Source organism: Shewanella sp. SACH, from assembly GCF_001887095.2.
GTDB classification, from domain to species: domain Bacteria; phylum Pseudomonadota; class Gammaproteobacteria; order Enterobacterales; family Shewanellaceae; genus Shewanella; species Shewanella baltica.
The window spans coordinates 401,741-427,075 of the sequence record NZ_MPDG02000001.1; the positions used below are offsets into that span (position 1 = coordinate 401,741).

Here is a 25,335-nt window from a genome sequence, read left to right on the forward strand (position 1 = left end):
AAAAGTGAAGGTTATGGGGGCGTTTACTTAGATTGCGATGAATGCTTTATGGCCCTTAAGCAAAAATGAGCTGCAACTTTGCAGTTGCAGCTCAAATATTATTGCCCCGCAGCGGTATCTTCACCGGTCCAGAGTCGCATGATGCGATAAGGTGGTTTAGCAGTTTCGGCCTGACCATTGAAGGCTTTTGCTTTATGCAATTGATTTACTGAAATATATAACCAACCCGTTTCACCAAATTGCACACTATCTGGAAAATCCAGTAGTGGAGAACTGACCGCTGTGGTTAGTGTGCCTTTGTTATCTAGCATGGAAATGGCATTGTGGTTCAAATTGGTAAAGTAATGATTACCTTGTTTGGACGTTGATGCGCCATCTGATACTGGCTTGGCTCCGACTAATTTTACAGTGGCGATAATTTTATTATCGTTGCCTGTTTGTAAAGCCGCAGTCGATAACTGATACCAGTGAGTGCCATTCATTGCGCCATAATAGAGTGTGTTTCCGTCAGCGGATAAACTGATCGGATTGACCGCGACACTGGCAACTTTGCCATTAAACAATGTTGTTTTGTTGTCTATGTTCATTACTGCATCCGCTTCGGCCTGCAGCGAACTATGATCTGAAAAACGTATTGTATGACCATCGTCAATACGAACCGCTATGAGGCCTGGGTTAGCGATATCGGCTAAGTAAATCCAGCCTTTTTGTGAATCGACAACCAGATCCTGCATAAAACTGCCTTTGGGCGCTAGTGCTTGCGGTAGGACGATTTGTTTATATAAACTGCCATCCTTAATGTTGAATCCCCAAATCCTTGTCTGGCCTAATTCTAACCCCATATCTGCGGTCCAAAGGTGTCCAGCTTTGTCCTGAGCAATCCCTAATAAGGTATCAAATTGAGTGGTATTGGCAGTCGATGTTTTTTGCAAATCCGTTGAAGGCCAAGCTTTATAAGCGTTGGTCTCACGATTAACTTCAATCAATTGCAAACCTGATGGTGTATCAAGTGGATGTACTGTGGCAAAAATCCGACCTTGTGCAGTTACGCTGACATTGCCTGGTCGTATTGGCAATTCAGCGACGGTTTCAAGACTTCCTATTGCTGTGGTGGCATTCACAAAACTACTGGCTGTCAAAGAAAGCCATAATGCTGATGTGATAAGGTGTTTCATATTCTAACTCCGCTTTTTGATTAAGGGCTGTAGAATAGAAGTTATTATTTACAAAAAAAATAGTGTAAAAATCGGTTCTGTTTCAATATTATTTTGACAATAGGAAGGGTGCGACTCGGATTTTTGGCCTCATTGAGCCGTCACCCATCCTCTTCAGTTATTTCCTGATAAGGCACAAACACCTTAAGGGATGCGGGTTGGACTTCAATGGTGAGATCTGCGGGTTCAAAGATTTCACCATCAATCACATATTTACACTTGGGCTGACTGCTAATGCTCACTTTTTTCGCATGGGCGTGGTGGACCTTGGTCGCGGTAGAAGGCGCGCTAGGTCGCTTTGAATGTGTGTCTTTATTACCTTCTTTTACCCATCCAGCAATGGCTAATTCGGCCAGGCTAAGGAGCTGTTCCTTAGGTTCATCCCCTGAATCTAACCAGGTAATATCGAGCAGGCCATCTGTCATATTTGGCTCGCCATCGCCCTGCGCTAATACGCTGGTAAACGGGGCGGCATTGGCAACAATGAGGCTATGGGTGGTCAATGTTGTGGGCTCGGCATCATCTAAGCTGAGCTGTATGGTTAAAGTGATATCGGCATTGACGGCGCGCCATAAACCATCGAGGTAGGCAAACTGGCCGAGGGCATTTTTACGTTCACGGTTGGCCGATTCAATCATCTGCTGTTCAAAGCCTATCCCCACAAGTAACAAGACTAATTGTTCATTGCAACGAGCTGTATCAATGGCTTGGTAATGTCCTTGGATAATATTGTCCAGCGCCTGAGAGACAGGAATGAGCTTACTGCCTAAACCAAATAGCGCGTGGCTGAGTGCGTTAGTGGTGCCTAAGGGAATGATCCCTAAGGCGATGTCGGTGTTCACTATTTCCGATGCCACCTCTGTCACTGTGCCATCGCCGCCACAGGCAATAATGATATCTGCGCCGCTACTGCGGGCTTTTTTGGCGAAGGTGTTTGCGCTGATATTTTCGCTGGTGAGTTTTAACGTTAGGTCAAAATAGGCTTTTAGTTCGTCTTGGATTTGCTCGCCATATTGTTGCCATTTGCCGCCGCCAGAGACAGGGTTGGCGATAATCCACGCCACTTTATGGATGTTGATTTTGCCTTGCTTGAGCATGTGCTCAAGGGCGCGTAATTGCCATTTGTTTAAGCCCGCGGTTTTGCGGACTTGCTTAATTTGTTGTAATACTTCGGCGAAGTTACGCTGTTTATCTTTACAGACTAAATAGGCGGCGAGCACCAGTACTGAACGACCGCGCCCCATAGCACAGTGGATCAGCACCTGTTTATTGGCGCGCACTTGGCGATGCAACCAGTTAACGGCTTGATTGAGCTGGGCGTTGGTCGGCACGCTATGGTCGAGGATGGGAATGTTTAAATACTCGATATGATCTTCAAACTGCGACCAATCTAAGCCATCAAATTCGGCGGTCACATCAAGAATTGCGGTGATCTTATTGGCTTTGATTTTCTCCAGATCCGCAGAAAATAATCGGCAGCCGAGATACAACTGCTCATCTATCTTTTGCATCGACGGCACTGAGTCGCGTTTTCTCGCCCAATGGTTATACAGCCGGCAGCCCAATAGAAACGGAATAAAGCCCCAGCGAATATACCAAGGGATAGTGCCATCTTGGCGCTTTCTAAAAATGCTGGCGAGATTAAACCAATAGGCTGAACCGACTAAAAATAGCGACAGGCTTGTCCAAGCCCAAATAAAGGTGAGCAGGGGAGACGTGCCCGTTACCGCAAAATAGGCTAGCAGTACGGCACCTGCTAAGTAGAAATATTTGATGTGGATTTTGCTTAGCATACGCGCCCTCCAATGCTGTTCATTTGATTTTACCGCTGCATGTTAAACGGCTGACTGCATCGGTGAATCGCGTCGTTGAAATCAGGTTCTAACTCAAGTTTAAATTAGGTGCTAACTCAAAAGGGTGGCAGTAGACGAGTCTATTGCCACCCTAAAGTGAGGTTTGCTTAGCACTTAGTATCTTTAGCTTTAACACCTTCTTTGACTTCTTCACAGGCATCTTCGATGGCATTACCTGTATCTGTCATCACTTCATCAATTTTTTCGCCCGCGTCTTCGGCTTTGTTATCGCTACAAGCGGTTAAACCGAGGGCGAGTAATAATGCCAGTGAAGCGCTTGTCATCAGAGTAAATGGTTTCATATACATCTCCTTTCTAAAAAATAATTAAAGTCGCGGTGACTTACCTCTAAAGGCATTAACCAGCAGGGAAATCACTAATAACACAATAAAGATTAAGAAAATGATTTTCGCTATGCCCGCCGCTGCGCCAGCTATCCCAGTAAATCCTAATAGGCCTGCAATAACAGCAACAACCAGAAATACTAATGTCCAACCTAACATATGAACCTCCTGCCCTTGTCTTAATCCTTCGCATGACCGTTTGTGTCATTTGTAAGGTAACGGCTAATGGTTATTTCTAGATTGCGAACATAATGCCAACTTTGCATATTTTAATTAGTTTGTTGATTTTAAATGAAATTTAATTGATTGGTTTTAAGCGGGCGCGAATGTACTAAACGTAGTACAGGCAATTTTTACCTAAGCTTCGGTAAGAGTTTCAGCCTAATATTGGGATTTGAAACGTTGATCAAAGCCTTGATTGAAGGTCGGGGAGCTGAGGTTGATGACAAATGAAACAGAATAAAAAGCCGACACTGTTAATGCGTGAATCAATTAATCCATTCATCAATCAGTGTCGGCTCTTGCATCAATTTGCTTTATTAGCAGTCTGTAATAGGGCTACAAGCGTTTAAAAACGATTCAGCGGTTTCCAGCGTAGTAGTGTGGCCGGAATGCTCGCACCTTGAGATAACAGCAAGTTAATGCGGGATTGATACGCTGCGCCTACCATTAAATGTTTGGCTAAATCGACCGCATTACGGGCTTTATAGTCATCTAAATAACTGCCTTTCGCCCAAGCGTTAAATGCCCCCAGTGCTGGGCCTGCCCAGATTTGGTAATCCATTTCGCGGCCGATTTCACCTGTGTTTGACCAGCGGCTAGACAGACCCAAATACCAGCGGAAAATCAATGCCATCTTACGTTTTGGGTTATCCAATGCGCGCTCGATTTGCTTAGGATCGCGCTCGTTAAAGTGGGCGACAGTACCCGCCCAAATGTCATCGAGTGATGAGCGGAACACTTGCTCTTCGAGCTTTTTACGCTCGTCCGTAGGGATAGCATCAATCGAATCGTAACGGGTGTAGATCTCATAAAGCTTATTGGCGCGCATCGGGAACAAAGTACCGCGCTTAACCACTTGTAATTTAACGCCCATTTCGAACATATCGGCGGCAGGCGCCATAGTCACATCGGCCATTTCTGTGGTGGCGAGTAACTTACGGGTGTGTTCGCTCGCACCCGCTTCGACGCAAGCTTGGTTGATAGAACCTGTGACGATAAAGGCCGCGCCCATGTTGAAGGTCGCTAATGCTGCATCGGGTGTGCCGACGCCGCCGCCTGCGCCAACACGGATTGGCGTTTTATATTGATACTTAGCTTGGATTTCATCTTTGAGCGCCAAAATCGTCGGCAATAGCGTGACCAATGGGCGATTGTCGGTATGGCCGCCTGAGTCGGCTTCGGCTGTGATGTCGTCTGCCATTGGCACAAGTTGCGCCATCGCCATTTGATCTTGGCTAATAAGACCATCACTCACTAATTGCTGTAGGATTTTAGCAGGCGCTGGCTCCATAAACTTAGTCGCGACTTCGGTGCGGCTGATTTTTGCTATGACTTTGTTGCCAATGACTATCTCGCCATGTTCGTCGCGGCTCAAACCTGCGGCGCGGTAATAGACGATCTGCGACGTTAAACCTAAAAATGCTGAGGCTTCGACCGTGCGCACTTTATGTTTTAAAAACAGCTCAACGCTGCCGCGCTCTAACGCGGGCTCGCTCGGGCTGTGAATTAAGTTAAAAGCGTAAGGGCCATTGGGCAGCGCTGCTTGAATGCGGGTAATGGCCGCTTCAACGCGGGATGGAATTAACCCCGCCGCGCCAAATGAGCACAAAATGCCCGCTTGGCCAAGGGCGATAACCAGTTCTTCCGAGGCAATACCGTTAGCCATAGCGCCGGCGTAGTAAGCGTATTTGACGCCGTGGACGCGGCGAAAATTACTGTCGCCTAAACTTTGGGTGCCAAGGGCAGGGGCAAAGGCGCTGACAGGGTGTGAGCCCAATGGCGCTTGGCTGTCACTTGTGGTCACTTCGGCCGTTTGCGCTATGCCTAAGCCTTTTTCGCTGTGATTGACTAAGTAACAGGCTTGGCTTAAATCTTTGAGTTTTTTGCCTAATGAGTCGATATCAAAGCTCAGCTCTGCATCGTTGACTTGCCACGGCCAAGGGCTGAGTTTTTCGTTATTACTATTGAATTGATCTAGAGTATGGCTAGTCATCTTGGGTCTCGTTTTTAATGCTGCTGCGTTGCTATTACTTGAGTAAAAAGTTCGGGAGTAAAAAACCAACGCAGCGGCAGGATTATTTTTAAGTGATTCAATAAATAGAATTTACCGCATTAAGCTTCTTCAATACAGATGGCGATATCTTTGACTTCATAAATCCGCAGGCCATCTTTACTCAAGTTAGCATCGCCCATAATGATGCGTTTGCCATTGTCGTCCGTCACGCTGGTAATGTGTACATCCAGCGACATCTGCTTGTTTAATGGGTTAATTTGGCCGCGATACTTCCATTTGATATCCGATAATATCTGGCCGAATTTTGGACTCTTAAAGCCCGCACCAAGGTCTTGGTCAATCGCATAGGTTTGCATCAGCTCGATAATGGCTTCAACCCCTAATGAGCCTGGCATTACCGGATCTTGATGGAAGTGGAATTGGAAGAACCAATCACTCGGGTCAATGGTGCGCTCGGCGTATAAATAGCCAAGGCCCGCTTTACCGCCGGTCTTCACGATGTCGGCTTTGTCGATAAAGTTAAGCTGACCGCCCGCTAAACGGTAATGCGGCTGACCTTCTGGCGCGTTAAAGCTGCGATGCTGTTTATCTAACAGATTGATTTGGCTATCGGCGGCTATGCCATTTTGCACATGCCAAGGTTGTGTGATCTTACCGTTGTCTATGCCGAGTTGGTTTTTCAGCGCATCGCCCTTGAAGTAACCAAATACCGCTTTACCTTGGTAGAAAGGCTCGCCATCGCAGCTTAACTCGAAGCTGAAATTTTGGATAATGTTGCTGCCAGCAATTACAGTCGATAACAGACGTGAGTCGTTCACGATTGTTTTGCCGCGTAAATCCACGTGGCGCAGCAACTTACCGCTACCGTCCAAGTTACGGAAAAACAGCTCTTGGCCGGGGAAGCCCAAGGTGGTGCCCATATAGCCTGAGATAAAGCCGTTTGGCTGCAGTGATATTTCCATCAGCACAGAATAGGGCATTACGGCGTGATGGCTATTTTTGTCGTAATACCAAGCGTTTGCGGGCACTTCGTATTCGGCGATACACGAAGAGGGCTTTTTCAGCTCGCCGCGTTTGCCGTCAATCGCAATGACGCGAGTCGTGAGCTGTAAATCACCGCAAGGCGTGCGCGGTGGAATAAGGCCGCGATAGATGCTGAAATCGGGGCCGAAGCAGTTTTCGATGTCGCCGGTGGCAAATTCGAACATGTGGTACGGCGTGAACGGCAGGGTATCGGGCACACGGTTGGCGTACTTTGAATCCGCTGGCGCAATCGGCGCAGGTACATGCTTTAGCGGCACTACGCCTTTGTTGGTTGGCGCAGTTAAATCTGGCAGCTGGGCCATTAACGGCGCGGCGAACGATGCGGGTGTTGTCGAAACTAGCGGCACAGCCGAAGCAGCATTTTTAGTCGTATTGTCAGCTGTGCAGGCATCGTTATCCGCAAGGTAGCGGGTGCATTCGGCTTCTTCTTTGATCATCACCCCAAGGTTTTGGAAATCCACCACTACTTTGCCGTTAAGCAGAATATCGATATTCGCCTTAGCATACGGGCGCGGATTCATGCCGATTTCGGTGATTTCCATGCGATAGGTGAGCAGGCCAGATTGCGGCAACACTTGACCGCGACAACGCACTTTTTGTGATGCGTTTTCGAGCGGTTGGAAACGACCATCTTTAACACCGAGGTGCATACCAATATGCAGCATAAAGAATTGCAGTAATTGACCACAGCCTTCAGCCATTAACGATCCCGCCATCACTTGGTCGCCCTTGAAATGACACGGGAAATACCAATGATCGGCTTCGAGCTGCTTATGGCCTTGCACTGAGCCTAAGCCCCACGCGCCGCCATGCACCTCAAGATGGCTGACCCGTTCAATCATCAGGAATTTTTCGGATGCAAAGCATAGTGAGGGCTGCAAACCGTGTTGGGCTTGATGCACCGCATGGGCGCCGCCAAAACAGCCACCGATATCGGCGCCGAGCAGTTTATGGATTTGGCTGTAATCAAATTGGCTTTGCGCGCAATCAAGCAGCGGAGTAAAGCGCGGCTTATTCGGATTATTCAAGGCGAGGTTGCGCGCTTTGATTTCAGCTTCGGTGTGAATAACGCCTTTGCCGTCGGCCAGTTCCTTGTCGGTGAAGAAGCCGGCACAGCCGCCATCCATTTTCAGGATCAGCTTGTCGCCCACGAAACATTCGTAGGAGAAGAAGAACAACAAGGTATCGCCATTGCGGGCAAAGTGATTGATGGAAATATCGTAGCGCAGGGTGTCGCCACCGCGCGGTAAGTCGCCAAGGAAGGTCAGGGTGCAATCGAGCAGGCGATAAACGCGCTCGCCCTTGTTTTCAAAGTCGATACCTAAGTAGCTGATCAGCATTAAGTCGCATTGACCCGATTCAACGGCCACGGCCCACGGAATTTGACCATCGACCAAATACGGCGCGTCCACAGGAATGTCGTATTCTGTAGTCATAGTGCAAGGCTGATATTGGTTCATCTGGGCGTTTAGTTTCGTTACCCGAGATACCAGCAAATAGTCTGTGGTTGGCAGGCGTACACGGCGCGAGTAGCTGTCGATAATGGCGTAATCTTGGCCAAAGACGTTAGCAATATCGCCTTCGGCGTACTCGACTAAATCCGCATAATCCCAAATACAAGGCTTGCTCATCGGTGTTGGCGGCGTGTACAGAGGCACTTTTGCATGGTTTGGATAAAGCACTTGGTTTGGATAAAGTGCAGTATGTGGATGAACCGCTGTCGCAGATGCTTGAACGATGGCTTGCTGCTCCACCGGATCAGCTTGGCCATTGACGGCTAACTCGCTGGCAAGCTGGGCTTTCATCAAGGCATCGGCCAGTTTCAGGCCTTGCTCACGGCTTTGTAAAAAGGCTAAATGGGCTTCACGGGCGAGTTGCTGATTACGTATAAATGCAGCGTCTTTTAGCTCTGCTTGAGCGGCGTTGTCATTGGGCGTGCTTAGGGCATTCATTGGCATGCTGCTTAATGTCTCTTTTTGTTGAGCCGTGGTCGGGCTGCTTGTTGCAAAGCCACTTGTGTCTTTGCTCGCTATTTGGGCCAAATGTTTGCGTTGGCTGCGCTTTGGCAATGCAGTGATGGCTTGGGCTTTTTGCTGTATTGCATCTATGTCCGCGAGCGGCGTATCTAGGATATGCTGATAGATATCGCGGCCACCGAGTGTCACTTGTTTAATTAAGTGTTTTTGCTCAGAAAGCGTTAAGTCTTGTTCAAGCCTTTGCTGCAAACTGTGCGCTTGCGTGGCACTTTGGCTGAGCAATAACTGCGAGCATTTACCTTGGCTAAAAGTCGCTACGAGCGCGTGCTGCTGAGGTTGAGATGTATGTTTGTCAAACAGCGCTTGTTTTTTTAACTGCCCTTGATTTTTAAGCTGCAATAGCGCGCTCAAAATACTCGCCATTCCCGCAGCGGCAAAGTTGTGGCCAATGGTATCAGCGGCTTGGCTGCGCTGGTTCACACTCGGCAGCAGGGGATTGAGTACCAGCGCTGAATCGGCAAGTTGCTCAACAGCAATACTGGTTTCAATCAAGCTAATTTGGCTGCTATTCACCTTGGCTTGGGTTAACAAGTCATCGCAAATACGCGCTGTGTTGCTGTGACCTTGCATGTCACACATAGCGCCAAACACTTGGCCGCTGATGTGACCATAGCTGTTGCCATTACTTTGGGCATTGGCATCGTTATTGCGAATTTCAATGCTTGATTGCGCTGTCGTGAGCACTAATGCGCCTGCACCTTCACCGACTTTCCAACCAGTGTCGGTGGCATTAAATGCCACTGGCGATACGGCGTTTTTGAGGATCACTTGCTCAAGGCTGCCACTTAAATCGACGGCGGCGATCACCACGGCATCTAAGGACTCTTGGGACAACAGATTTTCGGCTACATCGATACAGCGGGCGACCGATTGCTCCGCCGCTGAAATGGTAAAGGCAGGGCCGTTAAAGTCCCAAAGGGATGCGATGCGTGACGCCATGATATTGCCAATAAAACTGGTGTATTGGTTCAGTTTGGCGGCATCGAGCACACTGTCCATGGCGATTTTTTCAAGGGCGAGATACTCAGCTTGTGTGAGTGTTATTCCTTGTTTTTTAAGGCTGTCGGCCAGTTGTGTGTGTAGATTTACGCGGCCACGGAACTGGTGTAATTCCAGTTCAGTTTCCATCGCTACTAATACAGCAACCTTGCCACCGGGCTTTAAGTTGGCATCACGAATCGCTTCATCAGCCACTTTGATTAGCAGCAGTTGCTGGGAGATCAGGCGGTCATCTTCATTGGGCGGCACTTTAAAACGCAGGAAGTCAAAATCGAACTGGTCGATATACGCGCCCTGTGGTGCGGCTGCGAGGCCAGTTCCGCTTAAACCAAAGTTGGCCAGAATATCAGGGTGTTTGTCTAAGCCTTTCCAGCGTTTAGCGGGCAGCGGGATAAAGGCATGCTGCTTTGCGCTTATCGTGTTATCCAGTGCATTAATGGAGGATAAAGGCCCGAAGTGCGATGCTAAGCCAATGATATTTAATGGCGTGTGCTGGTAACTTACTGCGGCTTGTTCACTCTTTTTGTTTGTATTAGCAGCATAGGATTCCAGCAACAAATGCGCGTTACAGCCGCCAAAACCAAACACAGAAACACCCGCGTGGCGGCGGTCATTGCCGGCTTTATCGGGCCAAGCATGTAATTCTGTTGGCAGATTTTTAGCGCTAAACAAACCCTTAGGCGAGGATATCGGCGCTGATAAGTTAATACTTGGCGGCAGTCGACCCGAGCGCATGGCAAAAATCATCTTCATGATCCCCGGCATGCCTGCGGCGGTGAGCAAATGGCCAAGATTAGATTTTGCCGAACCGATCAGCGGCACTGCTGAACCCGCGAGTTTGTCCTCGAAGAAGCGCTCCATCGAGGCGAGCTCGACTTTATCCCCAAGCGGCGTGCCGGTGGCATGGCATTCAATCACTTCGATATTGGCGGGCTGAGTGTTTGCCGTACTATAGGCGCGCTCGAAGGCTTGCACTTGGCCCTTGCTGTTGGGGCTTAATACAAACTGGCCTTTACCGTCGTTCGACAATCCAATGCCGCTGACGACGGCATAGATATTATCGCCATCGCGCTCGGCATCTTCTAAGCGTTTTAAGACTAAAACCCCTGCGCCTTCTCCGGCGAATAAGCCCTTGCTGTTACTATCAAAGGGCGCCGAAATACCGTGATCTGGATAGGCGTGAAAAATCGAGAATCCCATGTTGATAAAGAAGGGATCTGCGCCCGATACTGCGCCAGCAAGCATCATATCGGCCTTGCCTGTGGTTAGGTAATCGCAGGCAAGTTTGAGTGCATAAACCGAGCTAGCGCAGGCGGCGTCCAGACTTAACTGAGTGCCACCTAAACCGAGTGCATCGCTGACCAGCTTTGAGGCTGTGTGAGCAACGGCGCCATTGGCAACGTTTAACGCTTGCTCGACGTTTAATGCTTTGTCGGCGTGAGCTTGGTTAAAATCAGCCAGCTGAAACGCGCTTTGATTAAGTTTGTTTTGCAGCGCCTTTTCAACGGTTTGATGATACAGAGGCAAAAATAATTCATTGGAGCGGGCGGTCGGGAACGACAAGGTTCCCATTACAATTCCTGTGCGCGCCAGTACGGCATCGCTTGTGGCAATCCCTGCGTCTTGGAGGGCTTTACGACTGCAATCGAGTGCCCATAAAAAGCTTTCATCTAAACCGTCAAAGGCAGACTCAGGCAGTTGATAACCCTTGGCATCAAACTGGAAGTGTTGGATGTAGCCGCCCTTATCACAGTAAAAACGGTCAGACTGACCCTGCACACCTTGGTAATCGGCTGGATTAGCATTGAGCTTTTCGCGGCTAATTTGGGTGCGCGAGTCTTTTTTATCCAGCAGATTTTGCCAAAAGGTTTGGGGATTATCTGCGTCAGGATACTGAGTCGCGAGACCGACAATCGCGATTTTTGACGCGCTTTTTGATGCGCTGTTTGACGCAATGGTAGGCACGGTAGTTTTATCAATAGTAGGGAAATGCTGAGAACTCACAGGGGTTCTCCTTCTGGTAATACTGCTGATGATAAAGGGGCTGCGTTAGCACTTAGCGGCTGAATGAGCGGCGCGAGCGACAGCGGTACTCTGTGGCTTATCAGCTGAGCTAAACACTTGAGTAAGCTGGTGATAGCATCGGCACCCTTAGCATTGCAAGCAATGGCGGCTGTCGCCGCGTTCGCTGTGCTTTGGCTTGCATGGGCATGGCTGATTTTATCTATGAGTGTGCTGGTTTGCCTATCGGCGCCCACTTCGACAAATAGTCTTGCGCCTTGCTCAGTGGCATTTTGAATGAGCGCACTAAAGTCGAGTGGCGAACAAAAGGTATCGGCAATCGCGCGGCCAATGCTGTTGCTATCCACGATTACTGGCGCAGTTTGCGCTGCACTGATAAAGCGAATAGGTGAATCTTGCGCCGCCGCTTTTAGCGCTTGAGTATAGAAATCTTGTACTTGTCCGTGGACTAGCATGGCAGGCGCGGTATGCATTGCCGTGACGCGATTGGCGGCAATCCCGCGCTTACCTAACTTGGCAAGCAGGGCTTTACAGCTTGTTTCGCAGCCTGCAATGACGCAGGTATCACCTTGGGTGATGGCTAAATAAGCACGAGGAAACTCTGGCAATAATGCCTTTATTTCATTGCTATCAGCGCGCACCACAAAGCTGTTCCACACTATGGCTTCATCATCCGCAAGCTGCCATGCTCGGCGGACTGCGGTTAGCTCGCCAGAAATCGCATGGTTGAAAATATCGCTATTTTCAGTGGCGTTAATCATAGCGTGCGGTGTTTGCCACACATCCAGGCTGGCCCACATGGCGGCTTCGCCCATTGAGTAACCGAGCGCCATTTTTGGCTGAATATTAAAGACTTGGGTTAACAGCTTAGTGAATAGGTAGCTGGCGCCCACGCCACTAATTGCTTGCTGACTTAGGTTCATGCCAGCCGCGGTTTTAACATCTGCCGCATAAATTTGCGGTGATTGCAGCATGGCGCTTAAATCGCCTTCACGTTCTAGCTGGTGATACAGCGCAGGGAAATACTCATGCAAGTTATTGAACATATTGGCGTAAACCGTGCCAACGCCGGGATATACAAAGGTCAGTCCCGCATCCCCTAGTGGCTTAGCGGTAAAGCAACTGCCCGCTGGTGTCTTAAAGGGTTGATCATGATGACGAATAGCATCATTTTCAAGCGCCGTAAGCATGGCTTTGGCTTCAAGTTTGAGATCATCACTTGATGCCGCCATCAAGACTAATGCCAGTGGTGCGTTGGCATCGTAGCGTTCAAACCAAGGTTTGAACTGCTCAACGTGAAAGTCCGTGCCATTTTCCAGTGTGTTAATTAGCAGCAATACTTGCGCGATGAGTGAATCAATATTGTCAGCGCTTATCGGCACAAACAGCCTGTTTTCATCGACAAGGGCTTTGGGCGCGGCAAGTTGTGTGCCTTGGGTCAGCACTAGGCTTTGGTTTAGATTTCGAGACTCATCCGCTTGATGTGACGTCTTTGCTACAAGATTTAGACACAACACCCGCGCTTGATGTTGGTCGCTAAACCAATAGCCAGTTTGATGATTGGTGCCGTTTGCCTCTTTAATATCAGTTGCGCCATGAAGCGGCGCTTGTGTTCGCGCGGCGAGGGCGGTTACGCCTTGGCGCAGCGCAACAAATGCCTCGTTGAGTGTGTTGGCGACAGTCTGATGTTGAACGGTTTGAGCTGGGCTGCGCTTTGCCGCCGCTAACGCCTTACTTGCAACTGCCGCTGCATTTGCAACAGCCGCCGCATTTGCAACACCTGTAGCCTCATTGCCAGCGGCAAAGCCAGCAATAAAAGCATGGGCGTGGAGACGCAGTTTGGCGGCGCGTAAACCATCGAGCAAATACAGAGACTGGGGTAGATTACCATCATTGAATTTAAGTTCAACGAGCTTGCCTTGCTCAATGGCTGTTGTTGCTTGGCCTAACAAGGCAGTGAGCGACCTTTGCTCATACACTGACGGCTCATGCACTGACGGTTCATGCATTTTCGACTCGTGCAATGTCGGTTCATGTGCTGTTGATTGGTTGGCATCGGCAGCGCAAATTTGAACTCTTTCACGTTCAGTAAACGTCCCTAATACTTGGGCTGAGTGAGAGTCAAGGTTGACGGCATCGCCAAGCAACACTGCAATACGCAGTGGCTTGGCAAGCTTTTCAGTAATAACCGTGTCTGCAATAGCCTTGTCGGCATTAGCTGTGTCAGCTATCGACGTTTCAGCTTGGCCGCTATGCGTCGTTGCTAAAGGGTGGGCTAAGTTCACTCGACTTTCGCCTCCACGCTTTCAATGGCTTTATTCGCAGCGGTTTGATTAGCAGCAACTTTATTGGCTAAGAATGCACCGTTAAGGTTTTTGCTGATGGTGACTTTGGCGTTGTTCATCTCGCAGCTCAAGCGGCCATCTTGATGATACAGCGCAATATTGGCTTCAAGGGCACGACCAGAGTGTTTTACCACCTCGAGCACTAGATACCCTTTATCGCCAAAGGCAAACGGCGCATGGGAAATAAACTCCCCAATGCTTGATGGCAAACTCGCCGCACCATATTTGAGTCTCGCCCACACCAGCATCGCCTGCAGCAGCAAATCTTCCGCAAAAGCTTGTGAGCCTTTAGGTGCCAGATTGGGCACAAAACTCCCGCAGTCCGCTAACGCAACATGGGGAAGACTCACCTTGGCGACTAAGCTCGCATCGTCAAACTTCACCACAGACTCAATACCTTGCAGTCTTGGGCCGTGGAAAAGCGTGCCGTCGCTGTAAAGGCTGCTCGCGGTTGTGATGGCTGAAAGTCCTGCCAAACTGTGCGCGTCAAAAGTAGTTGCTTTGCTGTTAGTGGCTAAGTTATCACTCGCCGCGTCATCAACAGCATCAACAGCATCAACAGCATCAACAGCATCATCAACGACTAGGATGGCCTGATATTGCGGACGACCTTCAAAGCTGATTAAGGCACTGAATTGTCTACTCAAGCACTCGTCAGTATCTTTCGCGGCTTTATCCGTTAACGCAATCGGTGCAAGTTCAAGTTCTAGCGTGATGGGGGCTGCACTTTCTAACGCTCCATTTTGTAACACGGCAGTGTCGAAAATAATGCCCTTCAACAGCTTGTAGCTTTGCACTTTGACTGGTTGCTTGAGCACATCAAAGGCGGCTTCACGCATCCACTGAATCGCGCACACAGTCGGTAATACGGGATTACCGTTAATGCAGTGATCTTCAATAAAGATCATTGCCTTAGGGTCCAGTGTGCGCTGCAGTTTTACAGCGCTTATATTTACTGCGCTTGGATTTAAAGCGTTAAGCAAAGCATGCGGATCCGACGCGTCAGTGGTCAGATCCGCTTCAGGCTTTTTTAGATTGCTACCTTCAGTCTCTTGCACTTTATTAGAAGTGTCGTCATGAGGTGCGCTGCCTTGCATGTCAGTACCGACCAGCAATTGTGCGCCTGTGTTGCTCAGTAATTGGCTCGCAAATAACTCAGCACCCGCCTTTAACGGGATCACATAAACACCGCGATCGATAAACATCTTTTTCAGCGCAGGATTCACCATGCCGCCATCCCACGGGCCCCAATCGAAGCTCATCACTTTGGCATTTGGCAGTTGCTGCGCCAGTTGCAGTGCGGCTTTATTGAGTATGTCGTTGGACATGGCGTAATCGCTTTGGCCGGTATTACCGTAAAAACCCGCCGCCGAAGAGAACAGGGCAATCAGTTTTACTTTATCTAAATCCAGTGCGGCAAGCAGATTGCTAATGCCTGTGACCTTAGTGCCATACACCCGTGCTAACTCATCTAAGGTTTTGTCTTGGATGTGTTTATCGGCGAGTACGCCCGCACCATGAATGATGCCGGTAATAGGTGATAATTCGGTGATCGGCACTATCGTGCTGGCGATCGCGTCTGGATTGTTAACATCGAGGCTTAAGTACTCGGCACTCGCGCCTACTGCGGTAAAGGCTTGCAGTGCTGCTGCAATTTCTTGGCTGCTTTGAACTGGCCATACTAAGGCATCCACTTGTTTTGGGGTGGGTTTCTCGCCCAAGCTTTGAATATGGGCAATAGCTGCGGCTTTAAGTTCACTGTTATTTTTACCTTGTGCCCAAGCAGGAATGGCTTGTTGGCTGCTTCTGCCAGCAAGGATAAAGTGCGCCTTGCTGCGTTTTGCCAGACTCAAGGCACATTCAAAGGTCACGCCTTTTGCGCCGCCGGTCACTAGAATTTTATCTGCACTGGTCAAGTTAGCTGCGCTGTGGCGGGTATCTGCCTTGCCTGCAACTAAGGTTACGCGTGCCAGCGTTTCTGTTGCGCCTGCTTCACTCACACCGACTTCTAATAGCTTATCGGTTGCAAATAACTCAGCGATGACCGCATTGGCCAGTTGTTTGGCATCAAGTGCTGGCGCGATATCTAAGGCGCGGCAATGCACGCTTGGCCACTCGTGGCTCAAGGTTTTCGTCAGACCTGCTAATGCCGCTTGGTTTAACTCGCTGCGGGCAATTTGGCTGTGGTTAAGATAACCAAAACCACCGTCGATACGACTGACGCTGATAAAGCTGCTATCAGTATTTGCCGTTGCTGCTGTTGTTAAAAGCGGTTGTAAGTGTTTGGCGAACAAGAACGCTTGCTCGACCGACGCTTTGGCGGCACTCGATAACACTAAACCTTTCGCATCGGCTGAGGTTTTATGTTGTGGTTGCAGATGAATAAAGCCTGCAACCTGACCTAAGCTTTTGATCTCATTAATCACTGCGCTGATACTGGCATCGTCAATCGCCGCCAATGTGAAGCTGGCAATGTGGCTATTGAGCGGTGATGCACTGGCTACAAGGCTTTCTGGCGAGCGCACAACCGCAACCGTTAGACCTTGAGCATGCAATTTCTCGGCAAGTACGCCAGCATTGTGACCATCATCGCTAATGATAATGCAGGCATCTTTAGCAAAAACACGTGGCAGAGCTTTTTGTGCTGATTGCTGCGTTAGCTCAGCCGCCGCTGGCAACTTTTTTAGCACTACCTCGCTATGGGGTGGTAAATCATGGGGTGGCAAATCGATAGCTGGTTCAGCCGCGACAGCGCTAATTGGCGCTACATTCTGGCCTAGCTTACCTTGCATATAACTAACGATTTCACCTAAGGTGCGACACTCGGCCAGATCGTCAGGATTCAGCTCAGGTAAGCCTGGTAGCTCGTCTTGTACTGTGCCTAAGATTTCAACGCGCTTGATCGAATCAATACCTAAATCGGCTTCCATATCCATGCTGAGTTCCAGCATTTCAGTGGGGTAGCCCGTCTTGTCGGCCACCACAGCCATCATGGTTTGTTGGACTTTTTCAGCGCTTAAACCGTTATTCGCTGGAACTTGTGCTGGCGTTGCTTCAACGTTTGCCGCTGGTGCAACTGCTACCGCGCTAATTACTGGCAATTTGCTGTTCATGTAGTCAACGATTTCGCCTAAGGTGCGACACTCGGCCAGATCTTCAGGATTCAGCTCAGGTAAGCCCGGTAGCTCATCTTGCACTGTACCTAAGATTTCAACGCGCTTGATAGAATCGATACCTAGATCGGCTTCCATATCCATGCTGAGTTCCAGCATTTCAGTGGGATAGCCTGTTTTGTCGGCCACCACTGCCATCATGGTTTGTTGCACTAACGCAGCGCTTAAACCGCTGGCGGCAGGCGCGGCAGCTGTCACATGAGTTGCTACGATAACTGATCCCACAGCTGGCAGTTTGCTGTTCATGTAATTAACGATTTCACCCAAGGTGCGACACTCGGCCAAATCTTCTGGGCTGAGCTCAGGTAAACCCGGCAGCTCGTCTTGCACTGTGCCTAAGATTTCAACGCGCTTAATTGAATCGATACCTAGATCGGCTTCCATATCCATGCCAAGTTCCAGCATTTCAGTCGGATAGCCAGTCTTGTCAGCCACCACAGCCATCATGGTTTGTTGCACTAAGGCAGCGCTTAAACCGTTATTCGCTGGAATTTGTGCAGGCGTTGCTTCAACGTTTGCCGGTGGTGCAACTGCTACCACGCTAACTACTGGCAATTTGCTGTTCATGTAGTCAACGATTTCACCTAAGGTGCGACACTCGGCCAGATCTTCTGGGCTGAGTTCTGGTAAACCCGGCAGTTCGTCTTGTACTGTGCCTAAGATTTCAACGCGCTTTATGGAATCGATACCTAGATCGGCTTCCATATCCATGCCAAGTTCTAGCATTTCAGTCGGATAGCCTGTCTTGTCAGCCACCACAGCCATCATGGTTTGTTGCACTAACGCAGCGCTTAAACCGTTGGCGGCAGGAGCTGTTGGCGCTGTTGTAGAAACTACAACTTGGCCAGCCGCAGGCAGTTTGCTGTTCATGTAGTCAACGATTTCACCTAAGGTACGGCACTCGGCCAGATCTTCTGGGCATAGTTCAGGTAAGCCCGGCAGTTCGTCTTGTACTGTGCCTAAAATTTCAACGCGCTTAATCGAATCGATACCTAGATCGGCTTCCATATCCATGCCAAGTTCCAGCATTTCAGTGGGGTAGCCTGTCTTGTCGGCCACCACAGCCATCATAGTTTGTTGAACAAGTGCAGCACTTAAACCGCTTGTTGCTGGTGTCGCAGATGTCATCTCTGGCATAACTAAAACAGGAGCTGCTTGCGCAACTTGTACTGTTGCCGCAGGCGCATAAGCAACAGGAGCGGTTTGCACAACAGGAGGAATGGGTGTGCTAACTGCTGGTCTCGTCGCAACAGCCTGAGCCGCTACTGGTGCGGCATTGTGCGCCACTGTCGATGCAGCAAAAGGCGCTAGAGCAACAGGTGCTAGAGCAACAGGTGCAGGAGCCGGCGCAGTTGCTCGTGGCTGACTTGCAACCGCTGGGGTAAAGTTAATCGGCGCATTGTTTAGCATCGCCAAGGCCGCTTGGCTGCTACTGCTTTGCAGTTGCATAAATTCGGCGTGGCTTTGCAGGGTTTGCGCTTGATGCTGGTGGAACATTTCCATCGAGCGTTGCAGGCTTTCTGGGATTGCAATGCCTTGGCTTGCCATCTTGGCTTGTTCTGTCATCAGTGTCGTGAAGGTATCGCCATATTGCTGCGGGATAGCTAAAAACTGTTGATGTAACTGCGCCGCTTGAGATTGTGCGCTGAAAAATGCCGTTAACGCATCGCCGCTGACGTTAGGTGTGCTTGGGTTTAACTGCGCCGTCGCTTGCTGCTGATTGCTTAAGCCTTGCACAACGCTTGGGGATGTTTGTTTCATTTCAACAGCTGCCACTTGATTCGCTTCCACTTCTATTATTTTCTCAACAACTTTTTCGACGATGACTTCTTTCTCAACAATTTTTTCGACTTCTTTTTCGACAACCGTTTCAACGATGCGATCCACATATTGCACTTGGCTAGTCACGCTGCCTGTGGCGAGGGATTTGGCCATCTTAGCTTTGGTCGCAGCACTAATATGGTTAGTGGCGGTGAGTTTGATGTTCATTGCTGATGGCGCTTCACGTTCGGCAATCTCTTGTGACGTAATGGCTTGATAGGGATCAACTTCAGTTAATGCCACACCGGCTACCGCGAGTTGCACTGCGGCTAAGCGTAATTGACTGTCACTGTCGCCCTTAGGATTCGGGTTAATGCTAACAAGGCAAAGCTCATTTAAGTGTTCACCTAAGGTATTTTCAACTAACTTTTGCAGTATGTTTTTAGGGCCAAACTCAACAAATACCCGGGCGCCAGCGTCATACATGGCCTGCAGTTGTTCGCTAAAGCGAACCGATTGCAGCATGTGTTGTTTGAATTCTGCTTTAATCGCTTTGCCATCGGTTGGGTGTAATTGACCCGTGCCGTTGGCATAAAGTGCGACAGAAGGTGCGCTGAATTTAGCTTTATCAATGGCTTTGGCAAATGGCTTTTGTGCGTGTCCAACCAATGGGGTATGGAACGCGCCAGAGACGGGCAGGGCAATCGCTTTAAAGCCCAGTTCGCTAATGGCTTTAGCGGCCAGCTGAGTTTGCTCTGTGCCACCTGCAATGACTAATTGTGTCGGCGCGTTGTAGTTGGCAATTTTAACGCCATCAAACTGGGCTAAACAGCTATTGAGCGCATCGATATCATTCTTTTGCTTAAGAATGATGGCGAACATTGTCCCTAAGTCAGTTTGAGTCCCAGTGTCTGCGGCTTTACTCGCGGTATCGCTCGGCACTTGCGCCATGGCATGTCCGCGGGCGAAGGCCAGTTCGACGTAATCTTCATTGGAAATCACGCCTGCCGCGCAAAGGGCTGACAGTTCACCAAAGCTGTGACCTGCTACCATATCGGGGGCAAACCCCGCCTGAGTTAATAGCGAATATTGCGCCATTGAAACCGCGCCTATGGCGCTTTGGGCGAACAGGGTATTGGTCAGCGCCGCTTCTTGGGCTTTAACCGCATCGGCATCGAATGCCGGAATAGGGTAAAGGATGTTGGATAACGGCGTTTGGCCGTGGTGAGCAAATACCTTATCGCTGGCCATCACTTGTTGGCGCATTTCAGGGAAATGGCAGGCGAGTTCGCGGCCCATGTTGAGGTACTGTGAACCTTGACCGGCAAACAGGGCGGCTACTTTCTTTGATTCATTCTTAGCCACTAAGGCATGAGAGCGGTAGCTGATACCAGAAGGCAATTGCCACACTTCAATTGCATTGGTTTCTAAATGCGCAATCGATTGATTTAACTGAGCTTGCAGCTGTGCGATATCCTTAGCCACAAAACCTAAACGGGCATCTGTGCTTGCCAGTGTGCGTAGCGGATATTGCTGGGCGATAGCGTTCAGACTCGCAGCGCTGCTCTTATTCGCGTTCGTGTTTACGCTTTGGCTCAACGCAGCTTTTAATTCGCTAAGCAGCGCGGCTTTATTGGCGGCGGCAAACAATAGCGTCTGCGGCACACTGCGCTGACGATATTGCTCGTCACGGCTATGCTCAGGTTTGTATTCTTCTAATACAAGATGGAAGTTGGTGCCGCCAAAACCAAAGGAGCTGACGCCAGCACGGCGCGGCGTTGCATCGGCGCGCTGGAACCATGGGCGCGTTTCGGTATTTAAATAGAATGGCGAACTTTCAATATTCAGTTTTGGATTAGGCTTGCTAACGTTAATGGTCGCAGGCAATACCTTGTGATGCAGTGCCAGTGCGGCTTTGATTACCCCCGCAGTACCTGCGGTGGATTTAGTGTGGCCCACTTGGGATTTCACTGAACCTAACGCGATATGCTGATTGGTGTCGTTGCCTTGGGCAAATACCGATTTTAAACCATTAAATTCAGCTACATCACCTGCGGCAGTACCTGTGCCGTGGGCTTCAACCAAACCAATGCTGTGCGGTGCAAAACCCGCGTCGTCGTAAGCGCGTTCGAGTGCTTTAGCTTGGCCTTCAGGGCGCGGCGCATAAATACTCTTAAATTTACCGTCCGATGAGGCGCCAACGCCTTTGATGACGGCATAAATCCGGTCGCCATCGCGCTCGGCATCTTCAAGGCGTTTAAGCGCGACCATGCCGATCCCTTCGCCAATCATCATGCCTTTTGAATCGATATCAAAGGGTTGAATGGTTTCGTTAGTGGTGAAGGCTGGCGTTTTTGAGAAGCTCATGTACATGGATGGCGAGTTATCGGTACAGACACCGCCAGTGATCATCATGTCGCTGCGACCTTCGGTCAGTTCAGTCAACGCCATACGCATAGCGGCCAGTGAGCCCGCACAGGCAGCATCGACCACACAGTTCATGCCGCCAAAATCAAATCGGTTGGCGATACGGCCTGCAATCACGTTGCCGAGTGAACCTGGGAAAGAGTTTTCTTCCCAGTGGATATATTGGTCTTGGAACTTTTTGATCAGCATTTCGCTGTCTTCATCGCTCAGGCCGCTGCTTTTGAATACTTTTTTAAGCACTGGATATTGCAGGCGCGAGTTCAAGCTCTGACTGATTTTTTGACCACCGCCCACGCCTAGGGTGATACCGATACGATCACGATCGTAATCGGTGGGCAGATTGGCATCGGCGAGCACTTCTTTGGCGACAATCAGCGACAATAGTTGCGAGGTATCTGTCAGTTCTAAAATATTGGGCGGCAGACCGAATTCCATGGGGTTGAAGTCGACTTCAGGCAAAAAACCACCGCGTTTACAGTAGCTTTTATCGGCTTTGCTTTTGTCTGCATCGTAGTAATCTTCGGCGCGCCAATGGGTGTCTGGGATGTCAGTAATGGCATCGATTTTTTCGCTGATCAAATCCCAAAATTTATTTAAATAACGCGAGTTGGCGAAGATACTGGCCATGCCGACGATGGCAACGGGCATATCTTTCAAACGTTTGTTGAGTCGTTTATCTTTTTTTGACTCAGTCGCAGAATTAGGTACAGAAGGGGTATGGCTCATAAAGAGTCTCCACGGGTCGACCTGGATACGGTGACCTTGTTTTGGGATTCAGCCGCGTTTGTCTTTGGCGTGCCATGGGCACCGGGAAAACGGGCTAAGAAGGTGTGATAGTTGCGAACGAGCAACTTTCGTAAATGAAACGGCCCATGTCTGAGGACATAGGCGATATATCTATTGGTCGCTTGAGTATTGCTGTCTTGATAAATATCGAGGTAAATCCAATCACTTGCCGTATCTATGCCTAATAGCACTGAGCTTGGAGCTTGCTCAGTAAGCTGCGGCGGTATGGTGAGTGACACCACTTGCACCACAGTATCACCGTCGGTACTTGGCAGAGCCAGCGCCTTGGCCAAGGTTTCGGGATTGACCGTATAGGTTTGGATATCGCTGCCTTGAGTCACAGGCAATTGATTAAAATAGCGTTCGGGGACTTGCGGTGCTTCAAATTCATCGAGCCGCGATATGCCATATCGCTTTAAGCAACGGGCAAGGCCGGAGCGTGACACATTGGGATTAATAAAGGTTTGGGTAACCTGAAGTAATCTATCTAAGGTGAGTTTGAGTTGATAGCGTAATCCCACCACCACATATTCTTCCATCGGCGTGAGCGTGGTATTGAGGTGATGGGGCGTGTTCGAACTGTTACTAATGGACTCACGCTTCCGCCATTTACGCACCGTTGCCTCAGTAATATTTAAAATTTTTGCCAGCTGGCTGACGCTCAGATCCGATTGCTGGATAAAGAGTCGCATTTCAGGCGTGGTGGTGGCGTTTCGATGCCGAGGTGCGCTGTCTTTTTTCGCCGCTTGAGTTGTGCTCTTAGGGGCGTAAGACGGCGCTTTAGATTGAGAGTCGCGAGCTGCCATTAATAATAATTATCATCCGACATAATCTATTGGGACTGAGAAGCCATTTTGGCTGAGTCAGCTGTGGCACTCTTGAAGAACATAGTGACACTCATCGTAAAACCTGTGCTTATCATCTGTGTCACTTAATGGGGATGCAGATTACCTGAGGTTTCGGGTCGATACAATCATCTGGGACTGGAATTTATTGGCTTTCGTTGAGTAATGGTATTTTCTGTGCGTTATGTTGGGTTTTCGCTGACCGCTTGGGCTTTTTAATACTTTGATAGTGGAAGAGTTAAATTTTTAGGGGCGATAAAGACCGCTTTTTTGAGTTAGCGGGGTAAAATAGCTCAATATTGGCTTACGTCCCTTTCGTCATGAATGAGACTGTGCGGCTAAACCTGTTAATTTGGGCGTAAAGCCTTGGCGCAATTGCTGCAAAAATTTGCGCATAGGATGGCGTTCAGGGGCGTTCTAAGAATTGCTCTAATTAGAGTGCAGCTAAGAATTGAACTCGGGCTTAGTTGAAACTATTTAAGATGCTAATGAACTCAAATAATGATGAACCCAGATAAGAATGTTGCTAAGTGCTCTCCAAAAAGCCAGACAATGATAACCATCAGCCGCAAGGCTTTGTCCTGCAAGGCCCTCAAATGACCGACTCCAGAACATCTAGCAAAAACGGCGTGAATGTGGATCTATTTTTTATTCCACTGAGCGATATTTCATCGCCGCAAACATCACTCGCTCAGTCTTGGTTAAGTGATGATGAACTCGCCAAGGTCGCGCGTTATCGCGATCCCAAGGCGCAAATGAAGGGATTACAGGTCAGGGCAGCGTTGCGGGCCGTGTTATCTCGCTATGCGGATTTATCGCCACACGAGTGGTGTTTTGAATATGGCGCTAAGGGTAAGCCGAGTTTAACGGCAAAATTGCAACAGCAAACGGGGCTTGAGTTTAACTTAAGCCATAGCGGCGATTGGTTATTGATTGGTGTGGCTCAGTTTCATGGTGTTGAGTCTGGTTTATTTGGGGTCGATATTGAAAGATCGCGGCCGAAGACGGATATCTATCCAATCCTAAATCATTATTTTTCCGCCCAAGAAACTGCGGCTTTGTTGACCCTTGTCGATGAAGCGAGTCAGCGGCAGCGCTTTTTCGATTTATGGGCGTTAAAGGAATCCTATATTAAGGCGACTGGCCTAGGTTTAGCGCAGTCGCTCAAATCCTTTGCCTTTGAGCTTAAGCCGTTTGAGCAATTGGCGGCAGAATCGCTTGAGTTATCATGCCAAGATGCCGGATTGAGGCAAGCCTGCGGCGTAGCTTCAATGCTTAATGTTTATCCACATATCTCGCTAAATATCCCGCAACAAATCTCGCTAAAAACACCGGATTTGGTTGATTCCCTGCATTGGCAGACGCACTTTGGTCGTTTGACCGAGGAGTATCGCTTTGCCATTAGCCTAGCGCATGCTGGTAATGCCGCGATTCCCATGACGCTAACCGCGCAGCTGAGCAGCATAGAAGTCTTACTTGCAGATTATTAACTGCGAAACAGAGTGCGTTCTTCGCGCCAGTAAACTCACCTAAACCGCTAAGATCTGCGATTGCGTTTAGCCATAATTCTTTCTGCGCCTTATCTTGTTATCAATCCATTTTATTCATCTTCGGTTAAACATTGATGGATATAGTCACGCCCATAATATTTTGAATTTGAATGAAATAAATGAGGTTTAGCAATGAAACGGATTAAGTGCGTATTGCCGGTCACTATGCTGGTGTTGCTATCTGGTTGTGGTTATTTTGGTGGCGATGAAAAGCAGCAATTAGAGCAGGCTTGGTTGGCCCAAGATCCACAGTTGCAGCAAGTGGTTGAGCAAATTCGTGCCAATGGCTTAGATGTTGTCGCCCAAAGCGCGGCAGCGGGCACAGTTTCTGCCTGCGTGGCAGAAAAACTGAGCCAAGATCCGCTTGGTAAGTTAGTTAATGTTGAAGGCTCGCTGGTGGAGTCGGCCAAGGTGGCAGAATTACTGGGTGACTTACAGAAAGTGATGCAGCAAGACATCAGTTTTGATCAGGTAGCGAGTCTGTTACAAAAGGGCGCTGATGCGGCGGCCTATGCTAAAAGCCTTATCGAGCAACAAGGTTTAGATCAAGCGTTACAAAGCCTGAAGCAAATGGCGACCGCGAGCGAGCAATTTGCCCAGCAAGATTTAGGCGCACATTTCCAGCAATTATTACTTGAGTGTAAAACTGTAGCGCCAACACCAGCTCCTGCGAACTAATTCTGCTTTCTGACTGACAACA

Annotated in this window: 11 protein-coding genes; 2 read left to right on the forward strand and 9 right to left on the reverse strand. The window is 49.1% G+C overall.

Annotated features, from left to right (window positions below):
• Positions 1–98: 98 nt before the first annotated feature.
• The 9 genes from BM607_RS01610 to BM607_RS01650 form a co-directional block, all read right to left on the reverse strand.
• Positions 99–1,175, reverse strand: a complete 1,077-nt coding sequence (locus tag BM607_RS01610) for an L-dopachrome tautomerase-related protein (RefSeq protein ID WP_011846324.1) — start codon at positions 1,173–1,175, stop codon at positions 99–101.
• Positions 1,176–1,315: 140 nt separating this feature from the next.
• Positions 1,316–3,007: a diacylglycerol kinase family protein gene (locus BM607_RS01615; RefSeq protein WP_071939097.1), complete on the reverse strand. Its 1,692-nt coding sequence runs from the start codon at positions 3,005–3,007 to the stop codon at positions 1,316–1,318.
• Positions 3,008–3,174: 167 nt separating this feature from the next.
• Positions 3,175–3,369: a hypothetical protein gene (locus tag BM607_RS01620; RefSeq protein ID WP_006085205.1), complete on the reverse strand. Its 195-nt coding sequence runs from the start codon at positions 3,367–3,369 to the stop codon at positions 3,175–3,177.
• 24 nt (positions 3,370–3,393) lie between these two features.
• A complete protein-coding gene (locus tag BM607_RS01625) occupies positions 3,394–3,570 on the reverse strand; it encodes a DUF1328 domain-containing protein (RefSeq protein ID WP_011846326.1) in 177 nt (58 codons plus the stop codon).
• A gap of 409 nt (positions 3,571–3,979) precedes the next feature.
• Entirely contained in the window at positions 3,980–5,626 is a 1,647-nt protein-coding gene (gene pfaD, locus BM607_RS01630; protein WP_071939096.1) for an eicosapentaenoate synthase subunit PfaD, read from the reverse strand.
• A gap of 119 nt (positions 5,627–5,745) precedes the next feature.
• On the reverse strand, positions 5,746–11,706 hold the full coding sequence (locus BM607_RS01635; protein WP_170927455.1) for a beta-ketoacyl synthase N-terminal-like domain-containing protein: 5,961 nt from the start codon (positions 11,704–11,706) through the stop codon (positions 5,746–5,748).
• A gap of 20 nt (positions 11,707–11,726) precedes the next feature.
• Positions 11,727–14,033 carry a PfaB family protein gene (locus BM607_RS01640; RefSeq protein ID WP_071939094.1) on the reverse strand — a complete coding sequence of 769 codons (2,307 nt, stop codon included), beginning with the start codon at positions 14,031–14,033 and terminating at the stop codon, positions 11,727–11,729.
• On the reverse strand, positions 14,030–22,180 hold the full coding sequence (locus tag BM607_RS01645) for a type I polyketide synthase (RefSeq protein ID WP_071939093.1): 8,151 nt from the start codon (positions 22,178–22,180) through the stop codon (positions 14,030–14,032). Before BM607_RS01645 ends, BM607_RS01640 begins: the two co-directional genes overlap by 4 nt.
• A complete protein-coding gene (locus BM607_RS01650; RefSeq protein WP_071939092.1) occupies positions 22,177–23,046 on the reverse strand; it encodes a helix-turn-helix domain-containing protein in 870 nt (289 codons plus the stop codon). Before BM607_RS01650 ends, BM607_RS01645 begins: the two co-directional genes overlap by 4 nt.
• Positions 23,047–23,681: 635 nt before the next feature.
• On the opposite strand from BM607_RS01650, the gene BM607_RS01655 reads away from it, so the two are divergent.
• Positions 23,682–24,575, forward strand: coding sequence for a 4'-phosphopantetheinyl transferase superfamily protein (locus tag BM607_RS01655; RefSeq protein WP_071939290.1), 894 nt, complete (start codon positions 23,682–23,684; stop codon positions 24,573–24,575).
• A 192-nt stretch (positions 24,576–24,767) separates the two neighbouring features.
• Entirely contained in the window at positions 24,768–25,313 is a 546-nt protein-coding gene (locus BM607_RS01660; protein ID WP_071939091.1) for a hypothetical protein, read from the forward strand.
• Positions 25,314–25,335 lie beyond the last annotated feature (22 nt).